Origin of the sequence: Luteimonas sp. RC10, assembly GCF_014192745.1 — a bacterium.
Classification (GTDB): Bacteria; Pseudomonadota; Gammaproteobacteria; order Xanthomonadales; family Xanthomonadaceae; genus Luteimonas.
The window spans coordinates 66,182-89,516 of the sequence record NZ_JACHYJ010000011.1; the positions used below are offsets into that span (position 1 = coordinate 66,182).

Annotated in this window: 10 protein-coding genes; 4 read left to right on the top strand and 6 right to left on the bottom strand. The window is 69.0% G+C overall.

Features of this window, described 5'->3' with window-relative positions; all coding sequences use genetic code 11:
- Positions 1 to 64 precede the first annotated feature (64 nt).
- The 4 genes from FHW73_RS17380 to xerD form a co-directional block, all read right to left on the bottom strand.
- Positions 65 to 8,113 (bottom strand): ESPR-type extended signal peptide-containing protein, encoded by an 8,049-nt coding sequence (locus FHW73_RS17380; RefSeq protein ID WP_221187620.1) that lies wholly within the window; start codon positions 8,111 to 8,113, stop codon positions 65 to 67.
- Between the two features lie 488 nt (positions 8,114 to 8,601).
- Entirely contained in the window at positions 8,602 to 12,585 is a 3,984-nt protein-coding gene (gene purL, locus FHW73_RS17005; protein WP_183427940.1) for a phosphoribosylformylglycinamidine synthase, read from the bottom strand.
- A gap of 80 nt (positions 12,586 to 12,665) precedes the next feature.
- A complete protein-coding gene (locus FHW73_RS17010; RefSeq protein ID WP_183427941.1) occupies positions 12,666 to 13,481 on the bottom strand; it encodes a DsbC family protein in 816 nt (271 codons plus the stop codon).
- A gap of 757 nt (positions 13,482 to 14,238) precedes the next feature.
- Positions 14,239 to 15,219, bottom strand: coding sequence for a site-specific tyrosine recombinase XerD (gene xerD / locus FHW73_RS17015; protein ID WP_183427942.1), 981 nt, complete (start codon positions 15,217 to 15,219; stop codon positions 14,239 to 14,241).
- Between the two features lie 123 nt (positions 15,220 to 15,342).
- Between xerD and FHW73_RS17020 the strand changes: the two genes are divergently transcribed.
- Positions 15,343 to 15,825: an RDD family protein gene (locus FHW73_RS17020; RefSeq protein ID WP_183427943.1), complete on the top strand. Its 483-nt coding sequence runs from the start codon at positions 15,343 to 15,345 to the stop codon at positions 15,823 to 15,825.
- A gap of 91 nt (positions 15,826 to 15,916) precedes the next feature.
- Here the strand turns inward: FHW73_RS17020 and lptG are convergent, their stop codons facing one another.
- Complete coding sequence (gene lptG, locus FHW73_RS17025) at positions 15,917 to 17,026, bottom strand: LPS export ABC transporter permease LptG (protein ID WP_183427944.1); 1,110 nt, start codon at positions 17,024 to 17,026, stop codon at positions 15,917 to 15,919.
- The gene (gene lptF / locus FHW73_RS17030) at positions 17,023 to 18,108 is read right to left on the bottom strand and encodes an LPS export ABC transporter permease LptF (protein WP_183427945.1); all 1,086 of its coding nucleotides are present in this window, start codon (positions 18,106 to 18,108) and stop codon (positions 17,023 to 17,025) included. Before lptF ends, lptG begins: the two co-directional genes overlap by 4 nt.
- A 135-nt stretch (positions 18,109 to 18,243) precedes the next feature.
- On the opposite strand from lptF, the gene FHW73_RS17035 reads away from it, so the two are divergent.
- The 3 genes from FHW73_RS17035 to FHW73_RS17045 all read left to right on the top strand — a co-directional run bounded on the left by FHW73_RS17035 (position 18,244) and on the right by FHW73_RS17045 (position 23,225).
- Positions 18,244 to 19,725: a leucyl aminopeptidase gene (locus FHW73_RS17035; RefSeq protein ID WP_183427946.1), complete on the top strand. Its 1,482-nt coding sequence runs from the start codon at positions 18,244 to 18,246 to the stop codon at positions 19,723 to 19,725.
- A 131-nt stretch (positions 19,726 to 19,856) separates the two neighbouring features.
- Positions 19,857 to 20,279: a DNA polymerase III subunit chi gene (locus FHW73_RS17040; protein ID WP_183427947.1), complete on the top strand. Its 423-nt coding sequence runs from the start codon at positions 19,857 to 19,859 to the stop codon at positions 20,277 to 20,279.
- Between the two features lie 114 nt (positions 20,280 to 20,393).
- Positions 20,394 to 23,225 (top strand): valine--tRNA ligase, encoded by a 2,832-nt coding sequence (locus FHW73_RS17045; protein ID WP_183427948.1) that lies wholly within the window; start codon positions 20,394 to 20,396, stop codon positions 23,223 to 23,225.
- The last annotated feature ends 110 nt before the right edge of the window (positions 23,226 to 23,335 follow it).

Sequence of the window (23,335 nt, forward strand, 5' to 3'; positions counted from 1 at the left end):
GCATCGAGCAGCCCCGATGCCATCGAACCGCGGACCGGCAGGCAGCCCACCGGTCCTTGCGGGATTACCAGCCGAAGCCGGCACCCAGACCCACGGATTTCTCATCGCCGCTGAGTGCGCCGCCCACGGTGATCGTGGCGCGCTCGCTGATCGCACGCTGGTAGCCGAGCGACAGCGCACTTTCGCCGCCCTGGAAACCGACACCGACGCCGACCCGGTTCTGGGTACGGATGCCGGCGGCGCTGGTGGCCATGTTCAACATCGCCGCCCCCATCGCGCCCTGACGGTCGATGCGGCGGTCGGTGTCGTAGAACCGACGATCGACATCGCCCTTGAACGTCTCGAAGTTGTCGTTCCAGGCGGCGAACTTCTGGTCGGTGTAGGCCTTGGAGGTGGCCACCGCCTGTGTCGCTGTGGTGTCGGCGTAGGCCTTGGCTTCGGTAACACCGGCATTGACCTGGCCGACGTTGGCGGCGTCGGTCGCGGCAGTACCGGCCGCGACGTTGGTGATCTGACGCTCGCTGCCCGCGCTGCCGACCGAGACCGTGTTGGCGCGGTCTGCGACCGAGCCCTGTCCCAGTGCGACCGCACCTTCCGCAGTGACCGATGCGCCCTGCCCCAGCGCCGTACCCGAAGCCGCACTCACGCTCGCCCCCTCACCGACGGCCACTGCATTGGTCGCCTCGGCGGTGATCGTCGTGTTGGCGCCGAGCGCCGTGCTGCCGTCCGCATACACCTTGGCGTTGCCGCCGATCGCGGTGTCGTTGGGGCCGTGCGCGTAGGCATCGCCGCCCACCGCCACGCCGTTCTGGCCACCGGTCTGTGCACCGTCGCCGACCGCGACCCCGTTGGAGCCGTCGGCGATCGTCGCAGGCGTATCGCCACCCACCGCCACTTGGTCGTTGGTGCCGGCGCCCGACTCGATCACCGTCTCGACCTGGCCCACGCGCGTCTTGAGCTCGGTGATCTGGTTGTCGAGTGCAGCGAAGGTGTCGCCGATCGAGGTGTAGTTGGCACCCTGGATCGCGTAGCTCGGCATGCTCAACGTGCCGGCGGCCGTCATCGTGACACCGCCGCCGAAGATGTCGGCCGCCGATTGCATCGCGTCCTGCAGCTTGCCGCCGACGCCATCGGACATGCTGCGCAACTGCGCGAGGTTCACGGCATCGGTGTCCTCGGTGCCGGCGGCGACATTGGTGATTTGGCGCTCATTGCCTGCCGAGCCGACCGACACGCTGTCCTCGCGATTGGCCACCGAGTTCGCACCCAGCGCGACGCTGTTGTCGGCCGACGCCCCGGCCAGGAAGCCGATTGCCGTCGAATCGACGCCGCTGGCCGAACTGCCGCTGCCCAGCGCCGACGCGCCGTCCGCGGTCGCATACGCCAACGTGCCGAGCGAGGTCGCCTGCGCACCGGTCGCCTCGGCCAGCGTACCGACCGCGGTCGCGCCGACATCCGTTGCCCAGGCGCCATTGCCCAGCGCAGTCGACGCCACACCGCTGGCCTCGGTCGTCTGCAGGATCAGACCCGGGAAGCCGATCAGAAGGTCGCCGTAATCGGCGATGCCGCCCACCGCCAAGCCGTAGTCACCGCTGGCCACGCTGCCGTAGCCCACCGCGGTCGCGAAGCCGCCCGTTGCCTCAGAGAACGCGCCCAGTGCGCTCGATCCGTCCGTGACGGCACTGCTGCTGTAGCCCAGTGCGGTCGACTGCGCGCCCGTCGCACTGGCCGCCGCGCCCGTCGCGGTGCTGAATGCACCGAGCGCCTGTGCACCCGCGCCAAAGGCCGATGCACCCACTTCGCTGGCGGTCGTCGTCTGGTCGAGTACGACATTACCGTCCTCGTCTTCGTAGTACAGCCAGCCGCCGACGGACGTGCTCGAATCGCCCTCCGCAAGCGCGTTGTAGCCCGATGCCGTCGCGTACTGACCGCTCGCGGTCGCGCCGCTGCCGAAGGCCGAAGACCCAACACCCGACGCATAGGTCGTCGAGCCCATCGCGGTCGCATAGTCCGCTTCGGCAATCGCATTCGAGCCCGCCGCGATCGCGTCCTCACCCTCGACATACGCCTCGCCGTCGCCGGTGGCTCGGAAGTAGCGACCCGCGAGCAGGGCGCCGTCCGCGGCGGCGTTGAGCTGCGCGAGATTCACCGCATCGGTGTCCTCGGTGCCCGCCGCGACATTGGTGATCTGACGCTCGCTGCCCTCCGAGCCGACCGACACGCTGCCCTCTCGATCGGCGACCGAATTCGCGCCCAGCGCGACGCTGTTATCAGCCAATGCGAGCGCATTGAATCCCAGTGCAGTACTGTCGTCGCCTTCAGCCGTGGTGTAGTAGCCCACCGCAGTGGCGCGATCGCCGCTGCCCCAGGACTGCGCGCCTACCGCAGTCGAGGTCTCGGCCTGCGCATAGGCGAAGTAGCCCAGCGCCGTCGCGCCTACCCCGTCGGCCTGCGCCAGGGCACCGATCGCGGTGGTGTAGTTACTCCACGCGCCCGATCCCGAGCCAAACGCGGAGGCAGCCGTGCCAGCCGCTTCGGCCGGGACCAGGAAGCCCAAGCCGGGCACCAGATCTCCCATGCCGCCAACCGCCGTACTGCCAGCACCGCTGGCGACAGCGCCCCAGCCGACCGCCGTGGCGTACTGATTCGATGCCTCTGTCGCATATCCGAGTGCAGTGGCACCTCGACCGCTCGCGACGCTGAACCCACCGTTCGCGACGCTGTAGTCGCCCGCAGCCTCACTCGAATAGCCGGTCGCCGTGGATTGCAAACCGCTGGCACTTGAGGCTGCACCAGTGGCCGTGCTGAATCCGCCAGTCGCCTGCGCGCCTGCACCGAACGCCGAATCACCGACTTCAATGGCCATTGTCGTCTTGTCGAGCACGACGTCGCCGTTCTCATCCTCGTAGTACAACCAGCCACCAACCGCGGTGCTCGAATCGCCGTCGGCCACCGCGTTGTAGCCCGACGCCGTCGCGTACTGGCCGCTCGCGCTCGCGCCGCTGCCGAAGGCCGAGGACCCGACGCCCGAGGCGTAGGTCGTCGAACCGACCGCGGTCGAGTAGTCCGCCTCGGCGATTGCGTTGGAGCCCGAAGCCGTCGCATCCTCGCCCTCGGCATAGGCCTCGCCGTCGCCGGTCGCGCGGAAGTACTGGTTGTAGGCCGTCGCTTCCTGCAGCTGACTCACGTTCACCGCGTCGGTTTCTTCTGTACCGGCCGCAACATTGGTGATCTGGCGCTCATTGCCCTCGCTACCTACCGACACGGTGTTGGCCCGGTCGGCTTCCGAACCCTGGCCCAATGCCACGCTGCCCTCTGCCAAGGCGGTCGAGTCGGAACCGAGCGCCAGGCTGTTCTCACCTGCGGCAGTAGAGAAGTTGCCCAATGCCGTGCTGTTATCGCCGCTGGCCCACGCGGCGCCACCGACGGCCGTGGAGAAGTCGCCCGAGGCTTCGGTGGGGAAGAGATTGAACAATCCCGCGCCACCACCGATCGCGACACTGTTGGCGCCGCTGGCAACCGAGAAGGAACCAATGGCCGTGGAATCGGCGGACGTTGCGACCGCCGCGTAGCCGAGTGCGGTCGACTGGCTGCCCGATGCCGTCGCGACGGCACCAAAAGCGGCAGCCATATCGCCGCTGGCGGTGGCACCTACACCGACCGCACTCCCAGCGAACCCGCTGGCTTCCGCGCTCGCACCCACAGCGGTGCCGGCCACGCCAGCGCTGGTGGCCGAGGTTTCGACTGGCTGCCCGCCGAGGGTCAGCAGCGGCTCGCCATCCTCGTCGACCGCATTACCGCCGATAGCCACACTCGCCGCGCCACCGGCCTCGGCACCTGCGCCGAACGCCGCGCTGTTCTGGCCGCTGGCAACGGCATTGAAGCCAACCGCTGTCGCGTTGTCGGCAAGCGCAAACGCCCCGCTGCCGAAGGCTGACGCCCCTTGCGCCAGCGCTTGCGCCGCCGAACCGACCGCGGTCGAGTAATCACCATCGGCGGCCGCCCCCGCACCCGCCGCAACCGACTCCTCGCCCGTCACATAGGCCTCGTCGTCGCCGGTCGCCTTGAAGTATCGGTTGTAAGCGGTCGCGTCTTCGAGCTGTGCCAGATTGACCGCGTCGGTCTCTTCCGTACCGGCCGCCACGTTGGTGATCTGGCGCTCGTCGCCCGCCGAACCGACCGACACGCTGTTCTCGCGGTCCGCCACCGAGTTCGCGCCCAAGGCCACACTGTTGTCGGCCGATGCACCGGCCAAGAAGCCGATCGCCGTCGAATCGACGCCACTGGCCGAACTGCCGCTCCCCAGCGCCGACGCGCCGTCCGCGGTCGCGTACGCCAGCGTGCCGAGCGAGGTCGCCTGCACACCGGTCGCTTCGGCCAGCGTACCGACCGCGGTCGCGCCCACATCCGTTGCCCACGCGCCATTGCCCAGCGCGGTCGACGCCACACCGCTGGCCTCGGTCGTCTGCAGGATGAAGCCGGGGAAGCCGATCAGCAGGTCGCCATAATCGGCGATGCCACCCACCGCCAGGCCATAGTCACCGCTGGCCACGCTGCCGTAGCCCACCGCGGTCGCGAAGCCGCCGGTCGCTTCCGAGAATGCACCCAGCGCGCTCGACCCATCCGTGACGGCACTGCTGCTGTAGCCCAGTGCGGTCGACTGCGCGCCCATCGCACTGGCCGCCGCGCCGGTCGCGGTGCTGAATGCACCGAGCGCCTGCGCACCCGCGCCAAAGGCCGATGCACCCACTTCGCTGGCGGTCGTCGTCTGGTCGAGCACGACCTCACCATCCTCGTTCTCGTAGTACAGCCAGCCGCCGACGGCCGTGCTCGAGTCACCCTCCGCAAGCGCGTTGTAGCCCGACGCTGTTGCGTACTGACCGCTCGCGCTGGCACCGCTGCCGAAGGCCGAAGACCCGACGCCGGAGGCGTAGGTGGTCGAACCGACCGCGGTCGAATAATCCGCTTCGGCAATTGCGTTCGAGCCCGACGCGGTTGCATCTTCGCCCTCGGCGTAGGCCTCGCCGTCACCGGTCGCGCGGAAGTACTGGTTGTAGGCCGTCGCTTCCTGCAGCTGGCCCAGGTTCACAGCGTCGGTCGCCTCGGTACCTTCGGCCACATTGGTGATCTGACGCTCATTGCCTTCCGAGCCGACAGAAACGCTGTCTTCGCGATCTGCGATCGAATCCGCACCCAAGGCAACGCTGTTGGCCGCGCCTGCTTCGGCGAAATTGCCAAGCGCAGTGCTGTTGTTCCCCCCTGCCCACGCCGAACCACCGACCGCGGTCGAGTAGTCACCCGAGGCCTCGGCCGGTATCAGCCCGAGCAGTGCGCCACCCACCGCGACACTGTTGATGCCGGACGCCGTCGCGGCCTGGCCCACTGCAGTGCTGTAGTCACCCGACGCAGTACTGTCGGAACCGACAGCCAGCGCGTTGGAGCCGCTCGCAGTACTGAAATTGCCGACCGACGTGCTGTTGAAGCCCGACGCCGTCGCATACCCGCCGAGCGCGGTCGCATAGTTGCTGGTGGCTTCTGCACCGAAGCCGAAAGCCGCGGCTGTCGTGCCGTCCGCAACACTCTCGGCGCCGACCGCGGTCGCGCCGTCACCGGTCGCGGCCGCATAGAAGCCGACCGCCGTCGATTCGACGCCGTCGGCTTCTGCCAGCGCGCCGGACGCCAAGCTGCCATCGCCACTGGCGACCGCACCGGCGCCAGTGGCGGTGGCCAGTTCGCCCGATGCCAGGCTCTCAGCGCCCACTGCGACCGCGTATTCGCCCGATGCCTCGGCCAATGCGCCAGCCGCCAACGCATGGCTCGCACTGGCTACGGCATTGAAGCCGGTCGCCGTCGCATTGTCCGCAAGCGCGAACGCCCCGCTACCAAACGCCGAAGCGCCCTGCGCCGATGCCAACGCCGATTCGCCGGCCGCGGTTGCATAGTCGCCGTCCGCATACGCAGCGTTATCGCTGTCCTCACCGCCCGACGCGGCGAAGTACTTGTTGTACTGGGTCGCTTCCTCGAGCTGCGCGACGTTGACCGCGTCGGTACCCTCACTACCCGCCGCAACATTGGTGATCTGCCGCTCGCTGCCAGCGGCGCCAACCGACACGCTATCCGCCCGGTCGGCCACCGAGTTCGCACCCAACGCGACGCTGTTGTCGGCCGACGCGCCGGCCAGGAAGCCGATCGCCGTCGAGTCGACGCCGCTGGCCGAACTGCCGCTGCCCAGCGCCGACGCGCCGTCCGCGGTTGCGTACGCCAGCGTGCCAAGCGAGGTCGCCTGCACACCGGTCGCCTCGGCCAGCGTACCGACCGCGGTCGCGCCCACATCCGTTGCCCAGGCGCCATTGCCCAGCGCGGTCGACGCCACACCACTGGCCTCGGTCGTCTGCAGGATGAAGCCGGGGAAGCCGATCAGCAGGTCGCCGTAATCGGCGATGCCACCGACCGCCAGGCCGTAGTCGCCGCTGGCCACGCTGCCGTAGCCCACCGCCGTGGCAAAGCCGCCGGTCGCCTCGGAGAACGCGCCCAGCGCACTCGATCCGTCCGTGGCCGCGCTGCTGCTGTAGCCCACAGCGGTCGATTGCGCGCCCGTCGCGTTGGCTGCTGCACCGGTCGCGGTGCTGAACTCACCAAGTGCCTGCGCGCCTGCGCCCAATGCCGATGCACCGACTTCGCTGGCGGTCGTCGTCTGGTCGAGCACGACATTGCCGTCCTCGTCCTCGTAGTACAGAACGCCACCGACGGCCGTGCTCGAGTCGCCTTCGGCGACCGCGTTGTAACCCGACGCCGTCGCGTACTGGCCGCTCGCGCTCGCGCCGCTACCGAAGGCGGAAGACCCGACGCCGGAGGCGTAGGTGGTCGAACCGACCGCAGTCGAATAGTCCGCTTCGGCGATCGCGTTTGAGCCCGACGCGGTCGCGTCTTCGCCTTCGGCGTAGGCTTCGCCGTCACCGGTGGCGCGGAAGTACTGGTTGTAGGCCGTCGCTTCCTGCAACTGGCCCAGGTTCACGGCGTCGGTCGTCTCCGTGCCATCGGCGACGTTGGTGATCTGGCGCTCAGCACCTTCCGAACCCACGGAGACGCTGTCCTCGCGATCGGCCACCGAGTTCGCACCCAGCGCGACGCTGTTGTCTGCCGACGCCACGGCGCCGGTGCCGAGCGCGGTCGCAGCGACGCCGGCGGCATCGCTGGCATTGCCGACGGCAGTCGCTTCCTGCGCGCTCGCCGACGCCAGCGCACCGACTGCGGTCGACCACTCACCGGTCGCCGATGCCTGGAAGCCGAGTGCGGCCGACAGGCCGCCGCTGGCGACGCTTTCGGCACCGATTGCGCTCGCGTAATCGCCCGAGGCATCGCTGCCATAGCCCACCGCTGTGGCTTCGAGTCCGGCTGCGCTGCTCTCCGCACCGATGGCGACGCTACCATCGCCGCCGGCCGTCGCATCCGAGCCTGCAGCGAAGGCGACATCGCCGTCGGCAGCCGCCGCACCTTCGCCGGTCCCCGCGACGTACTGCGCGGTTACATCCGCGACGGCGGCAACGGCATCGAGCTGCGCACGGTTGACGGCATCGGTGGCCTCTACGCCCGCGGCCACGTTGACGATCTGGCGCTCCTCGCCTTCGGCGCCTACGGACACCGTATTGGCGCGGTTCGCACGCGAATTGGCACCCAGCGCGACACTGTCGTTGGCGATCGCGCGTGCATTCGCACCGAGTGCGAGCGCCTGGAGGGCGGTGGCGCGCGCCGACGCGCCGAAGGCACCCGATGCGAACCCGGTGGCGACCGTCTGCGTGCCCACGGCGGTGGACGTCACGCCGCCCGCCTGTGCCGCGCCGCCGATGGCAACCGCCCCCACCGCAGCGTACGCGTCCCCCGGCACGATGCATTCGTAGGTCACACCGCCAACCGTGCATTCGGCGAGCTCGCCGATGGCGACCTGCGCCCAGGCAGCGGGCATGGCGGCCAGCAGCGCCAGCGCCAGCAGCGCGGGGCGTGCACTCCGACCGACGGTGATGGTCGCGCCGACACCGTCGCCGGTCGCCAGTTCGGAGGCGACGACGATCTGGCCGAGCGACTTGTTCCACACCTTGCGATAGATCCGGTTCATACGGCTTCCCCTCGGAGTGCTTGTTGGTCTGATGGAATACGGGCGAAAAAAAAGCCGCAGGTCGACGATCGACCGAGCGGCTTTGGGATGGAATTCAGTGGGGCTGGGAACCCGCGCCGGACGCGGACACGCGCTTGGCAGCGCGCAATTCATGAATGGCGAGTGTACGCAACTTGAATCGTCCCCAAACGACCGACCGGATGCCGACTCTCTCCAGACTGACGCGCCGCGTCAAGGGGCACTGCCGCAGGAGGTCAATACGGTGACGAAGGGTGCTTTTTGCTGACGATTTGTGCTCGCCTCTACGTCGGCACGGCACGCGGCTTCAACCCAATGAATTGATTGGGTTTTCTCACAGCCAATTGCAGATTCGGAGGCAGCCCCCGCTGCTAGTTGATAGCGGGAAGGCGGACACGACGACGGGACCCAGCCGTCTGGCCAGGTCCCGATGGGGACGGATTTGCGCGGAAGTGACGAATCGCGTCAGTTCAGGCCAAGGACCTGCGCGCGTTGTGGAACATCCGCATCCATGGGCTGGCGTCCGACCAATCGGCCGGCGCCCAGCTGAAGTTGACCGCGCGCGGGGTGCGCTCGGGGTGCGGCATCAGGATCGTCGCGCGTCCGTCGTCCGAGCACAGCCCGGCGATCGCATCCTGCGAGCCGTTGGGATTGGCGGGATAGCGCACCGCCGGCGTGCCATCGCCCTCGATATAGCGCAGTGCCACGCGCGCCGAAGAGCGCGCCTGCGCATCGTCGAACTGCACGCGCCCTTCGCCATGCGAGATCGCGACGGGGATCCGCGATCCGGTCATGTCGGCGAGGAACAGCGACGGCGATTCGACGACCTCGAGCAGGCCGACCCGGCCCTCGAAGCGCTCGCTGCGGTTGCGCAGCAGGCGCGGCCAGTGCGCTGCGCCCGGAATGATCGCCTTGAGCTGGGAGAGCATCTGGCAGCCATTGCACACGCCCAGCGAGAAGGTATCGCCGCGCTCGAAGAACGCTGCGAACGCGTCACGCAACTGGGCCCGCTCGAGCACCGAGGTGGCCCAGCCACGCCCTGCACCGAGCACGTCGCCGTAGCTGAAGCCGCCACAGGCCGCCAGGCCCTGCATGGTCGCCAGGTCCACGCGTCCTTCGATGAGGTCGCTCATATGGACGTCGATCGCAGCAAATCCAGCACGATCGAAGGCCGCGGCCATCTCGATCTGGCCGTTGACGCCCTGCTCGCGCAGGATCGCCACACGCGGACGCGCACCGGTGACGATCGAGGGCACCGACGCCGGATCGAAGGTGAGCACGGGACGCAAGCCGGGTGCGGCGAAGTCGCGCGCGGACGCCCTCTCCTCGTCGGCGCACTCGGGGTTGTCGCGCAGTGCCTGCATCGCATGCGTCACCGACCACCACGCGTCGAACAGCGCCTCCCACTTCCACTCGGCCAACGCGTCCTCGCCATCGACGACACGGATCGTCGGCGAGGACGTGGGCCGGGCGATGCGCTGCGCGCATTCGATCAGACCGTGCCGTTCGACCAGATCGGCGAATTCGGCCCGGTTCTCCGACGCGATCTGCACCACCGCGCCCAACTCCTCGGAGAACAGCGTGCGCACGGCATCGCGGTGACGCGCCTCGCCCCAGCCTTCCAGATCGATGTCCAGCCCCTGCCGCGAGCAGAACGCCATCTCGCACAGGGCGGCGAATGCGCCGCCGTCGGAACGGTCGTGGTAGGCCAGCAGCAGGCCGGCCTCGCGCGCCTCGCAGATCAGCTCGAAGAACGCCTTCAATCGGGCCGGATCGTCGACGTCCGGGCACGGCCCGCCGAACGCATCGAAACACTGCGCCAGCACCGAGCCGCCAAGCCGCTGCTTGCCCGCGCCGAGGCCAATCAGCCACAGCTCGCTGCCCGGCGCGCGCGCCAGCAGCGGGGTCAGCTGCGTGCGCACGTCCGGCACCGGCGCGAATGCGCTGACGATCAACGAGACCGGTGAGACGACCTTGTGGGTCACGTTGTCGGCGCTTTGCGACGGGGCGCTCGACGACACGGAAGCGCCGGCGGTGTCCTGCCACTGCGCCTGCATCGACAGCGAGTCCTTGCCGACCGGGATCGACAGGTCGAGCGCCGGACACAACTCCATCGCGACCGCACGCACGGCATCGAACAAACGCGCGTCCTCGCCAGGGTGACCGGCGGCCGCCATCCAGTTGGCGGACAGCTTGACCCGGTGGAGCGTCTCCACCGGTGCCGCGCACAGGTTGGTGATCGCCTCGCCAACGGCCATGCGCGCCGCGGCGGCGGCGTCGATCAGCGCCAGGGGCGTGCGCTCGCCGATCGCCATCGCCTCACCGGTGAAGCCATCGAAGTCCGACAGGGTGATCGCGCAGTCGGCCACCGGCAGCTGCCACGGGCCGACCATCTGGTCGCGTGCGGTCAGCCCCCCGACCGAGCGATCGCCGATCGTGACCAGGAACTGCTTGGCCGCGACGGTCGGATGCGCGAGCACGCGCAGGCCGGCTTCGTGCAGGTCGATGCTGCGGGTATCCACGGCCGGCCAGCGATGCGGCGCCAGCCGTGTGCTGTCGCGGTGCATCTTCGGCGCCTTACCGAACAGCACGTCCATCGGCAGGTCGATCGGGTGCTGCGACGCATTGCCGCCGCTTGCGGCCTCGCCCCCTTCCGCCCTTCGGGCACCTTCCCCCGCATGCGGGGGAAGCGATTGCGGCAGCACGCCATAACCGACGGTCAGGTGTTCTTCGGCCGTCGCCACACCGACGACTGCGAACGGGCAGCGCTCGCGCGCGCAGATCGCAGTGAACTCGTCGACCCGGTCCTGCGGAATGCCCAGGACGTAACGCTCCTGCGACTCGTTGCACCACAGCTGCATCGGCGACAGCGACGGGTCGTCACTGGGGACGCGATCCAGATCGATGATGCCGCCCACACCCGAGTCGTGCAGCAGCTCGGGAATCGCATTCGACAGGCCGCCCGCGCCGACATCATGGAACCACAGGATCGGATTGCGCTCACCCAGTGCGACGCAGCGGTCGATCACTTCCTGGCAGCGCCGCTCCATCTCGGGGTTGTCGCGCTGTACCGAGGCGAAATCCAGGTCCTCGGCGCTCTCGCCCGAGGCCACGGAGCTGGCGGCGCCGCCGCCCAGTCCGATCAGCATCGCCGGCCCGCCCAGCACCACGACCGCATCGCCGGGCGAAAGACGCTTTTTCTCGACCATCGTGCGATCGATCGCGCCCAGGCCGCCAGCCAGCATGATCGGCTTGTCGTAGCCGCGCTGCAGGCCGTCGTCGCCCTCGGCGAGTTCGAAACTGCGGAAATAGCCGAGCAGGTTGGGCCGGCCGAATTCGTTGTTGAACGCCGCGCCACCGAGCGGCCCGTCGAGCATGATCTCCAGCGCCGGCGCCATGCGCGGGTTGAGCGCACGCACGCCCTCCCACGGCTGCGGCAACGTCGGAATGCGCAGATGCGACACCGTAAAACCGGTCAGGCCCGCCTTCGGCTTGCCGCCGCGTCCGGTCGCGCCCTCGTCACGGATCTCACCGCCCGCGCCGGTCGCCGCACCGGCGAACGGCGAGATCGCCGTCGGGTGGTTATGGGTTTCGACCTTGATGCAGAACGCGCTGTCGAGCAACGGCTCGCTGCGGTACTCGAACGACACCGGATCGGGTCGGAAGCGGCGCGCCGGATAGCCTTCCACCACCGCAGCGTTATCGCTGTAGGCCGACAGCGTGTGCTCGGGCGTCTGCGCATGCGTATGGCGGATCATCCGGAACAGCGACTGCGGCTGCGCCTCGCCATCGATGGTCCACGTGGCATTGAAGATCTTGTGCCGGCAGTGCTCGGAATTGGCCTGCGCGAACATCATCAATTCGACATCCGAAGGCGCACGCCCGAGCACACCGAAGCGCTCGCGCAGGTAGGCGATCTCGTCGTCTGCCAGCGCCAGGCCCAGCCGCGCATTCGCCGCCTCGAGCTCGTCGAGCGGGATGCGCTCGAGCACGCCACGCTGCGGCACGGTGAACAGCGCCTGCGCCGCATCGACGTCATCGAGCAACGACTCGGTCATCGGGTCGTGCAGCAGCTTGTCCACCGCAGCGCGCTCTGCAGCCGAATCGGCCCAGCCGAGCAGATCGATGCGCAGGCCGCGCTCGACGCGGTGGATCGGCAGCCCGGCACCGCGCAGCAGTTCGCCGGCCTTGCTCGCCCAGGGCGACATCGTGCCCAGCCGCGGCGACACGATGCGCGACACCGTACCCGGTGCGCGCGCAGGTCCCGGACCGGCATCGACTTCGAGCAGGCGACGCAGCGTAGCGTCGTCCGGCGTGCGGCCCGGTTCGGCCTCGACGAAGTAGACGTGCCAGGCATCGGCGACGCGCAGCGCCGGCGAGACCGCTTGCAGACGCGCTTCAAGCCGCTCGCGTCGGAACGGCGACAGGGCCTGCTGGCCCTCAAGGACGATCATGTCCGGGCAAACCGTGATTCAGGGCCGCCCATTGTAGCCAATGGCCGGGCCTGCCGCCCGGCCATGCACTGACGGTCGGCTCAGCGGCCGCCGGCGGCGCCGGCCAGGCGTTGCAGCGCGGCGAGCAACTGGTCGGGCGGCATGTAGCCCGGCATCTGGGTGCCGTCCTCGGCCACGATCATCGGGGTGCCGGTCAGGCCCACGCGCTGGCCCAGCGCGTAATGCGCCGCCACCGGATTGGCGCAGGGTTGGGAGGTCACCCGGCGACCGGCTTTGGCATCGGTCAGCGCCTTGCGGCGATCGGCCGCGCACCACACCGACTCCATCAGCCGGAAATCCTCGCTGCCCGGCCCCATGCGCGGATAGGCCAGGTATTCGATCGCAATGCCGCGCTTGTTGTACTCGGCGATGTCGTCGTGCAGACGGCGGCAGTACCCGCATTCGACGTCGGTGAAGACCGATACGGTGTACTTGGGGTTGGCCGGCGCGAAGATGATCCGCTGCTCCTCGGGCACCTCCGACAGCAAGCGCTTGCGCAACTGCGACAGCCCGGACTGGCTCAGGTCGCGCTTCTCCTGTGCATCGAACAGGCTGCCCTGCAGGACGTAACGGCCATCATTGCTGACGTAGAGCACCTGCCCGGCGACGATCACTTCCTGGAACCCCGGCAGCGGCGCGTCGTGGATGCTCTCGATCGAGACCTGCGGGTTGATCGACAGGATCGCATTGCGCGCGATCGCGGCCGGCGTGCCCGGGGGCGGCGGCGGGACATTGGCGGCGGCGCTCGCAGCCGAGGTCGGCGCGACCGGATTGGCCGCCGCATCAGGGGTGCTCGTGCCCTGGGCACAGGCGGACAGGCTGAAGGCGCTCAACAGGGCGAACAGGTATCGCTTCATCGCATCGGGCTACCGCGGACGGAGAAACTCCAGGACCGGCGATTCTGGCACGAAGCCGGGACCGGAACGCCCCCGACCGCTTTCACTGGCCCGTTCTCGTTCACGGCGGCGGGCAGGCGCATGAGGCTGGGGCTGGGCGCGGTGCGCGGATGCTGGGCGCGCCTTCCCGGACCAGGGTCGGTGGCGCCAGGACAAACGTTCGGACGCACTGTGGCGACGGCGATAGGTTGCGAAGCGCATGGAGATCCGCGCTGCCCCCACCCGGCGCCGATGGCGCCGACCTCCCCCGCAAGCGGGGGAGGGACTCGCAGCGACTGCGCCAGACGCGACGCCCTGCCCTGCATCACTTCCAACACGCGACCCACACGCGGGCGGCGATCTCCCGCAGCGATCGTGTTCGGCCCCTTCCCCCGCACCGCGGGGCATTGCACCCTTCAGGGGTGGAAGGCTGGGATGGAGGCGCATTTTGCGGCAAGCCCAAGGCGCCGACCTCCTCGCGGGGAGGGCAGTGAGACCACCGGGCACGCTGTTCCCTTCCGCCGCACGCGAGGCGGTCGCGCATGCGCGGTCGGCGTCGGATTGGTGTCGGCTATTTGTTTCGGCGCACGCCCGGCCCCGCGCAGCGCGCGGGGCGTTCGCCCCCGCGCGGTCGGCGTCGGATTAGTGTCGGCTATTTGTTTCGGCGCACGCCCGGCCCCGCGCAGCGCGCGGGGCGTTCGCCAAGCCCGCGCGGCAGTGCCGCGCAAGCGGGCTTGGCTCACCCCCTAGGATGGTGGGTGGCGTGGAGGCGTTTGAGGTGTTCGCGGGCGACGAGGGTGTAGATCTGGGTCGTCGACAGGGAACTGTGACCGAGCAGCATCTGCAGTGCGCGCAGGTCGGCGCCATGGTTGAGCAGGTGGGTCGCGAAGCTGTGGCGCAGGCCGTGCGGGCTGATGCGGGCAGGGTCGATGCCTGCGACCGCCGCATAGCGCTTGACCAGACCCCAGAACTGCTGCCGGGTCAGCGGCAGGCGCCGCGCGGTCAGGAACAGGGGCGTGCCGCCCTGGGCGTCGGCCGGCAGCGGCTTGCCGCCGGCCAGCACCGGGCGGGCCTCGGCCAGATACCGCTGCAACCAGTGCTGCGCCTCCTCGCCCAGCGGCACCAGGCGGGTGCGCTCGCCCTTGCCGGTGACCCGCAGTGCGCCCTGGCGCAGATTGACGCCATTGGCCGGCAGACCGGTCAGTTCGCTGACCCGCAGACCGCAGGCGTACATCAACTCGAGCATCGTGCGGTCGCGCAGGCCATCGGCGGCGGTCACATCCGGTGCGGCGAGCAAGGCCTCGATCTGCGATTCGCCCAAGGCCTTGGGTAGCGGGCGCGGCAACTTCGGCGGTTCGAGCAAGGCGGTCGGGTCGTCGGCACGGCCATGCCGGCGCTGCCGGTCCGCGTAGAACGCACGTAGCGCCGACAACAGCCGCGCGTTGCTGCGCGGCGACCAGCCATGGCGTGTGCGCCATGCCAGGTAGTCGAACAGCGCGGCACGGTCGGCGTTGGCGATACCGCCGTCACGACCATCGCGCCAGCGCGCGAGCCCTTCGAGGTCACGCCGGTAGGCCGAACCGGTCTGCGCGGCGATGCCGGTCTGCGCCCAGAACGCGTCGAGAAACCCTTCGATCGCAGCGCGGTCATCGTCGCGCAACGGCGGCAGGCCGACCACGAGGGCGCGGCGTTCGGCAGGTGTGGCGGTCGTCGACGTCATCATGCGCAGCTTAGAGCCTGGTCGCCCGGCCCGGCACCGTCGGCCTGGATTGGCGGTCCGCACGTAGACGTCATTGCCGTGCGCCCGCAGCGCAACGCCCGGCGCTGCCGCTATCCTGTCGCGATGTCCGCATCGCCCTCCCGCCCCGCCCTCCCTGCCCGTCCATTCATTGGCTGGCGGCTGCTGGCGCTGGTCTACGATCTGTGGCCGGCGCTCGCCTTGTGGCTGCTGCTGTCGGCCCTGTTCACCGCGGGCTATACGTTCGCCGGCCATCACGACCCGCACGAGAACATCGCACCGATGAGCGCACTGCAGTGGCTGCTGTGGCTGTGCTGCTGGCTGGCGACCGGCGCCTATGCGGTCGTGAGCTGGCGGCACGGCGGCCAGACACTGGGCATGCGGCCCTGGCGCATCCGCGTGCGCGGGCCCGATGGCGGCCAGCCGACGTCGCGCGCGTTGTGGCTGCGTTTCGCGATCGGGACGGTGTCGCTGCTGGCCGGCGGCCTGGGGTTCTGGTGGGCCTGGCTCGATCGCGACCGCCTGACCTGGCACGACCGGGCGAGCGGCACGCGGATCGTGCGCGACCCCAAGCGGTCAGCGCGCTAGAACGACCTGCGCGAGCCAGTGCACGGCGGGCGCCGCCAAGCACGCCGCACGCCGAAGACTGGCCTTACGACTGAAGTCGGCGCGTAGCCCGTCAGGCGCCGCGTCGGCGGAACAGCAGCCAGGACACCAGCAGCATCACGCTGGGTGGCAGCAGGTAGGCCAGGCGGAAATCGATCCGGTAGACCGCGGCGAACTTCACCACCTGCATCTGCATGAGCCAGAAGCCGAGCGCGAACACCACGCCGATGAAGAGCCGCTTGCCGGCATTGCCGCTGCGCAACGAGCCGAACGCGAACGGAATCGCCGCCAGGCACAGCGCGAGCACATTGAGCGGGTAGAACCAGCGCCCCCAGTAATGCTCCTCGAACTCGCCGGCGTCGAGCTGGTTGCGCTTGCGATACTCGATACCCGCGCGCAGTTCGCTGGCCGGCATGTAGCGCGGCCGCCAGATGCTGCTGGCGCTGGCCGCCAACGTGGAGGCGTCCAGTTGCGAGGCCCAATGCTCCTCGAGTGCCTCGGTCCGGGTCACTGCGCGCGGCTCGAACCAGGTGCGCTGCACGTCGCGCAGCAGCCAGCCGTCGGCGCCATGCTCGGCAGTCTTGGCGTGCGCCACCGATTCGAGGCGGCCATCGCTCGCGAACTCGAACAGGCGCACGTCCTGCAACTGGATCCGGCTGCCGCCCGCCTCGGCGACCTCGCTGCCGTTCTGCGCATTGAGAAAGGTGTCGCCCTCGCGCGCCCACAGGCCAGAGTACCGGCCGACCACCATGTTGTTCGAGCGCTGCGCCGATTTCATGCTGTCGGCACTGCGCTGGGCCATCGGCCCCAGGGTTTCGCCATTGACCACCATCAGCGCGGTCAGCACCAGCAGCGGCAAGGCGACCGAGACGGCCAGACGCGTCCGCGACAGGCCCAGCGCGCGCATGGCGATCAGTTCCGACGTCGCGGCCAGTTGCCCAAGTCCCATCAGCGACCCGATCACCGCCGCCGTCGGGAACATCACATAGGCCCGGCGCGGCAGTGTCTGCAGGATGTAGGCCACCGCCGACATATAGGTGTAATCGCCCTGTCCGACCGCGCCGATCTCGTTGACGCCGGCCATCAGCGCATCCAGCCCGACCAGCACCACCCAGGTCGCGAACACCGCGATGGTGACCATGCGGGCGACGTAGAGATCATGGATCCGCACCCACGGCCTCATCGCGCACGCCTCCACTTCGGCGCGACCACACGGCCATCGCGGAAGTACAGCCAGGCGCCGAAGCCCAGCAACGGCAGCACCAGCCACCACAAACCCAGGGCGACCGGAATCCGGCCCTCGCCGACCCAGTCGGCCCCCAGCATCATCAGATTCATGCCCATGACGTAGGCCAGAAAGCCCATCATCATCCGGCCGTAGCGGGCCTGGCGCGGCGGACTGCGGGCCAGCGGCACGGCGAGCAGTGCGAAGGCCAGCGCCAACAGCGGCGGCGCCAGCCGGAAATGCAATTGCGCGCGGGCCTCGCGGCGGTCGTCGCCGAGCAGTGTCAGCGTGGGTTGCAGCGTCGGGTCGTCGGCATCGGCGCCCAGATCGGCCGCCGGCAACCGGATCTCGTTGCTGGCATAGCGCATCAGCCGGTAATCGAGCCCGGCATCGAGCGGGCCTTCGACGCGGAAGCCCTCGTCCAGCCGCAGGAAGCGCCCGGCCGCCTCGACGCTCAGCTCGCCGCTCAGGGCCGTGGTCACGTCCATGCGTCCATCGTCCTGGCGATAGACGAACACCCGACCCAGGCGGCTGCCGTCGTCGGACATCGCGTTGACGTACACCACGCCGTTGCCGCCGGGGAACTCGACGAACCGGCCGGCCTCCAGCCCCGAGACCAGCAGGCTGCGCTGTCCGGCTTCGATCATCTGCTGCGAGTAGGCGCGGGCCCACGGCCCCAGCCAGAGCGAGCAAGCGCCGATGAACAGCGTCATCGGCACCACGACCAGCGCCAGCGGCCGCAACAGCCGCACCGGGCCGACCCCGACCGAGGTCAGCACCGGCATCTCCGAGTCGCGGTACAGGCGCCCGAACGCCAGCATCAGGCCGAGCATCAGGCCCAGCGGCAGGATCAACGGCAGGTAATTGACGACCTGCAGGCCCAACTGGGCCAGCATCAGGCCGGCCGGCACCCGGCCGCGCGCGATGTCGCCGAGCACATCGGCGAACACCCCACCGAGGCTGACGATCATCAGCACCACCAGCGCCGCGAAGGTCGCCTGGGCAAATTCGCGGAACAGGTAGCGGTCGAGCTTCGGCATCGGGCGCGGGGGCTTTGCTTTAGACTTGGGGGTTCGTCCAGCCGCGCCTTCACGACGCATCTGCGATGGCGAGCCTGTCACAGGCCACGCCCGCTGGACCGTGAAGTGTACCGATCACCCCATGGAATCTGGTTGATGACCCTCGAATTCTCCCTGAACCGCGACGCGCCCCCCACTTTGTCGAGCGACTGCCTGGTCGTCGGCGTCTTCGCCGACGGTCCGCTGTCGGGCGCGGCGGCCGCCCTCGACACCGCCAGCGGCGGTCGCCTGTCGGCGCTCGCCCAGCGCGGCGACCTGCCCGGCAAGCCCGGGCGCACCACGCTGCTGCACGACCTGCCCGGCGTGACCGCACCGCGGGTGCTGGCCGTCGGCCTGGGCGAGCGCGCCAAGTTCGGCGCCCCCCAGTACCTGCGCGCCGTCGGCGATGCGGTCCGCGCACTCAAGGACGGCACGGTCGCTAACGCGGCACTGGCACTGGCCGACCTCGAGGTCGCCGGCCACGACGCCGCGTGGACGATCCGCCAGGCGGTGATCGCCGCCGATCACGCTGCCTATCGCTATGTCGCCACGCTGGGCGCGCGCAACAAGAAGCGCGAGCCGGCGAAGCTGACCTCGATCACCATCGTCGGCGACGACGACCACGCGCTGGCACAGGGCAAGGCGATCGCGGCCGGCGTGAAGTTCGCGCGCGAACTGGGCAACCTGCCGCCGAACGTCTGCAACCCGGCCTACCTCGCCGAGCAGGCGCGCACGTTTGCCGACCGCTTCGACAAGGCCTCGTGCGAAGTGCTCGACGAAGCGCAGATGGAAGCGCTGGGCATGGGCTCGCTGCTGGCCGTCGCCCGCGGCTCGGCCAACCGGCCTCGCCTGGTCGTGCTGAGCTGGAAGAACGGTGGCGACGCCAAGCCCTATGTCCTGGTCGGCAAGGGCATCACCTTCGACACTGGCGGCGTCAACCTCAAGACGCAAGGCGGCATCGAGGAAATGAAGTTCGACATGTGCGGCGCGGCGACGGTCATGGGCACGTTCGTGTCCGCGGTCGGCCTGGACCTGCCGATCAATCTGCATGTCGTGGTGCCGGCGGTCGAGAACGCGATCGACGGCAACAGCTATCGCCCGTCCGACGTGATCACCAGCATGTCGGGCAAGACGATCGAGGTCGGCAATACCGACGCCGAGGGCCGACTGATCCTGTGCGACGCGCTGACCTATGCCGAGCGCTTCGAGCCGGCTGCCCTGGTCGATGTCGCCACGCTGACCGGTGCGTGCATGGTCGCGCTCGGCACGCAGGCCACCGGCCTGATGAGCAAGCACGACGATCTGGCCGCCGAGCTGCTGGCCGCCGGCGAACACGTCTTCGACCGCGCCTGGCGCCTGCCGCTGTGGGACGAGTACCAGTCGATGCTCGATTCCAACTTCGCCGACGTCTACAACATCGGCGGACGCTGGGGCGGTGCGATCACGGCCGGCTGCTTCCTCTCGCGCTTCACCGAAGGACAGCGCTGGGCCCACCTGGACATCGCCGGCAGCGCCAGCGGCAGCGGCAAGATGGCCTACGCCACCGGCCGCCCCGTCGGCCTGCTGTCGCAGTGGTTGCTCGATCGCGCCGCCGCCTGAAAACCGGGGTCAGAGTGCAATTTCGCAAGGCGAAATCTGCACTCTGACCCCGCGTTCGAATTGCACTCTGACCCCGGTTTAGCCCGCTCGCCTGATCCCTGCTCGAGACGACCTCTTTCCCTGCCTCTTCCATGCGCGCCGACTTCTATCTGATCGCCAAGCCCCGTTTCCGCGACGAGCCGCTCCGGCTGGTCTGCGAACTGGTACGCAAGGCCTATGCCGCGCAGCAGTGGACGCTGGTGCTGGCGCGCGACATGGCGCAAGCCGAGATGCTCGACGACATGCTCTGGGATATGGGCGAAGACGACTACATCCCGCACCAGATCGCCGGCACCGACGAGGAAGACGACGAGGCGCCGGTACTGATCGCAGCGCCCGACGCCGACACCCCGATGCGCGCGTTGGTCATCAATCTGCGCGACGCCGCGGTTGATGGCGGCTTCGAACGCGTGCTCGAAGTCGTCCCCGCCGACGACTCGGCCCGCGAACCTCTGCGCGAGCGCTGGCGCCACTACAAGGCCGCCGGACTCGAGGTCTCCAAGCACGACATGTGAGGGGACGGCCGAACACCGCGAACGGCCTCGGCAGTCGAGCCATGCGTCCCGCCCCGCTCCGGACACCCGCGCTCCCATCCCGTATCACCCATCACGAATCACGGCGCTCCCACCATGCCTCTCGCCCCCAGCTACGATCCCGGTTCCTTCGAAGCCCGCCTGTATGCCGAGTGGGAGGCCGGCGGCGTGTTCGCGCCGCAGGGTGACGGCCCGGCTTACACGATCCTGCTGCCGCCGCCCAACGTCACCGGCACGCTGCACATGGGACATGCGTTCCAGCACACGCTGCAGGACGCCCTGGTGCGCTATCACCGGATGCGCGGCTACCGCACGCTGTGGCAGATGGGCACCGACCACGCCGGCATCGCGACCGAGATGGTGGTCTCGCGCAACCTCAAGCTCGCCGGCAGCAGCGAGACCCGCGATTCGCTGGGGCGCGAGCGCTTCATCGAGAAGGTGTGGGAATGGAAGGCCGAGTCGGGCGGCACGATCGAGCGCCAGATGCGCAGACTGGGGGCCTCGGGCGACTGGTCGCGCACGACGTTCACGATGGACCCGCAACCGTCGCAGGCCGTGGTCGAGGCCTTCGTGCGCCTGCACGAGCAGGGCCTGATCTATCGCGGCCAGCGCCTGGTCAACTGGGATCCGGTGCTCAAGACCGCGATCTCGGACCTCGAAGTCGTCAGCGAAGAGGAAGACGGCTTCCTGTGGGAAATCCGCTATCCGCTGGCCGATGGCGCGACCTACGAACACGTCGAGACCGACACCGACGGCAACGAGACGCTGCGTGAGACGCGCGACCACTTGGTCGTGGCCACCACGCGCCCGGAAACGATGCTCGGCGACACCGCGGTGATGGTGCACCCGGAGGATCCGCGCTACGCAGCCCTGATCGGCAAGGCCGTCGCGCTGCCGCTGACCGGCCGCACGATCCCGGTGATCGGCGACGCCTATGTCGACCGCGCATTCGGTACCGGCGTGGTCAAGGTGACCCCGGCGCACGACTTCAACGACTACCAGGTCGGCCAGCGCCACGGCCTGCCGACGATCAATCTGTTCACGCCCGAGGCCGCGCTCAACGATGCCGCGCCCGAGCGCTTCCGCGGCCTGGACCGCTTCGAGGCGCGCAAGGCGGTGCTCGCCGAACTCGAAGCCGACGGGCTGATGCTGGAGGCCCGCCCGCACAAGTTGCAGGTGCCGCGCGGCGACCGCACCGGTCAGGTCATCGAGCCGTATCTGACCGATCAATGGTTCGTCGCGATGGACGGCCTGGCCGAGCGTGGCCTGGCGCTCGTCGAGAGCGGCGCGGTCAAGTTCGTGCCGCCGAACTGGACCAACACCTACCGCCACTGGATGGAGAACATCCAGGACTGGTGCATCAGCCGCCAGCTGTGGTGGGGCCACCGCATCCCGGCGTGGTACGACGCCGACGGCAACATCTACGTCGCGCGCACCGAAGCGGAGGCGCGCGAGAAGGCGGGCCTGGGGCCGGACGTGGCGCTGAACCAGGACAGCGACGTGCTCGAGACCTGGTTCTCGTCGGGCCTGTGGCCGATCGGCACGATGGGCTGGCCGGACGCGGCGGCAATGGACGCGCGCGGCTTCGCGCACTTCGTGCCGTCGAGCGTGCTGGTGACCGGCTTCGACATCATCTTCTTCTGGGTCGCGCGGATGATCATGCTGACCGATCACCTGGTCGGCCAGGTGCCGTTCCGCGATGTCTACATGACCGGTCTGGTCCGCGACAAAGACGGTCAGAAGATGTCCAAGTCCAAGGGCAACGTGCTCGACCCGCTGGACATCATCGACGGCATCGCGATCGAGGATCTGGTCGCCAAGCGCACCACCGGGCTGATGAAGCCCAAGGATGCGCCGAAGATCGAAAAGGCCACGCGCAAGGAATTCCCCGACGGCATCGCCGCGCACGGCGCCGATCCGCTGCGCTTCACGATGGCCGCGCTCGCGGGCCCTGGTCGCGACATCAAGTTCGATCTCGGCCGCGCGGAAGGCTACAAGAACTTCTGCAACAAGCTGTGGAATGCCACCCGCTTCGTGCTGATGAACACCGAGGGCTTCGACGCTGCCACGGCCGATACCGCCTGGCCGGTGACCGACACCGAGAAGTGGATCCTGTCGCGACTGGACCAGGCCGCCAACGAAGCCCGTACGCATTTCGAGAGCTACCGTTTCGACCTGCTCGCGCAGACGCTCTACGAGTTCGCCTGGAACCAGTTCTGCGACTGGTTCGTCGAGCTCGCCAAGCCCGCGCTGCTGGGCACCGACCAGGCGGCCGCCGACAGCACCCGCCGCACCCTGCTGCACGTGCTCGAATCGCTGCTGCGACTGCTGCATCCGCTGATCCCGTTCGTCACCGAGGAACTGTGGCGCCAGGTCGCACCGCGGCTGGGCATCGCGGACACGACGATCTCGCTGCGTCCGTATCCGCAGGCCGACGCGCAGTCCGTGGCCGCGTACTCGAAGGCCGACGCCGATGTCGAATGGCTCAAGCAGATGGTCAGCGCACTGCGCCGCATCCGCAGCGAACTGGGCGTTTCACCGTCGCGCCAGATCGTGCTGCTGACTCGGGAAGACCACCCGCTGTCGACCGAGCGGCTGCGCCGCTTCGACTCGCAGCTGCGGTCCCTCGTCCGCCTCGAGCGCATCGACCGCCTCGAAGGCGACCCGCCGCCGGCAGCCACGGCCCTGGTCGGCGAGTTCGCGTTGTACGTCCCGCTCGAAGGTCTGGTCGACCTCGATGCCGAGCGCACGCGCCTGGACAAGGAGCTCAAGCGCGTCGAAGGCGAACTGGCCAAATGCCACGGCAAGCTGTCGAACGAGACCTTCGTCAAGAACGCGCCGATGACGGTGGTCGAACAGGAGCGTCAGCGCCTGGCCGACTGGACCGCGCAACGCGACGCCCTTGCCGCACAGCGCGCCCGCCTGTGACCACGCAGCGCTAGCTGTGTAAAGCCAGCACGTTGTTCACAGGCATCGGAATTCTGGAGATAGGCGGCTTGTAGTCGAGGCTGGCATGCGGACGATGCCAGTTGTAGGTA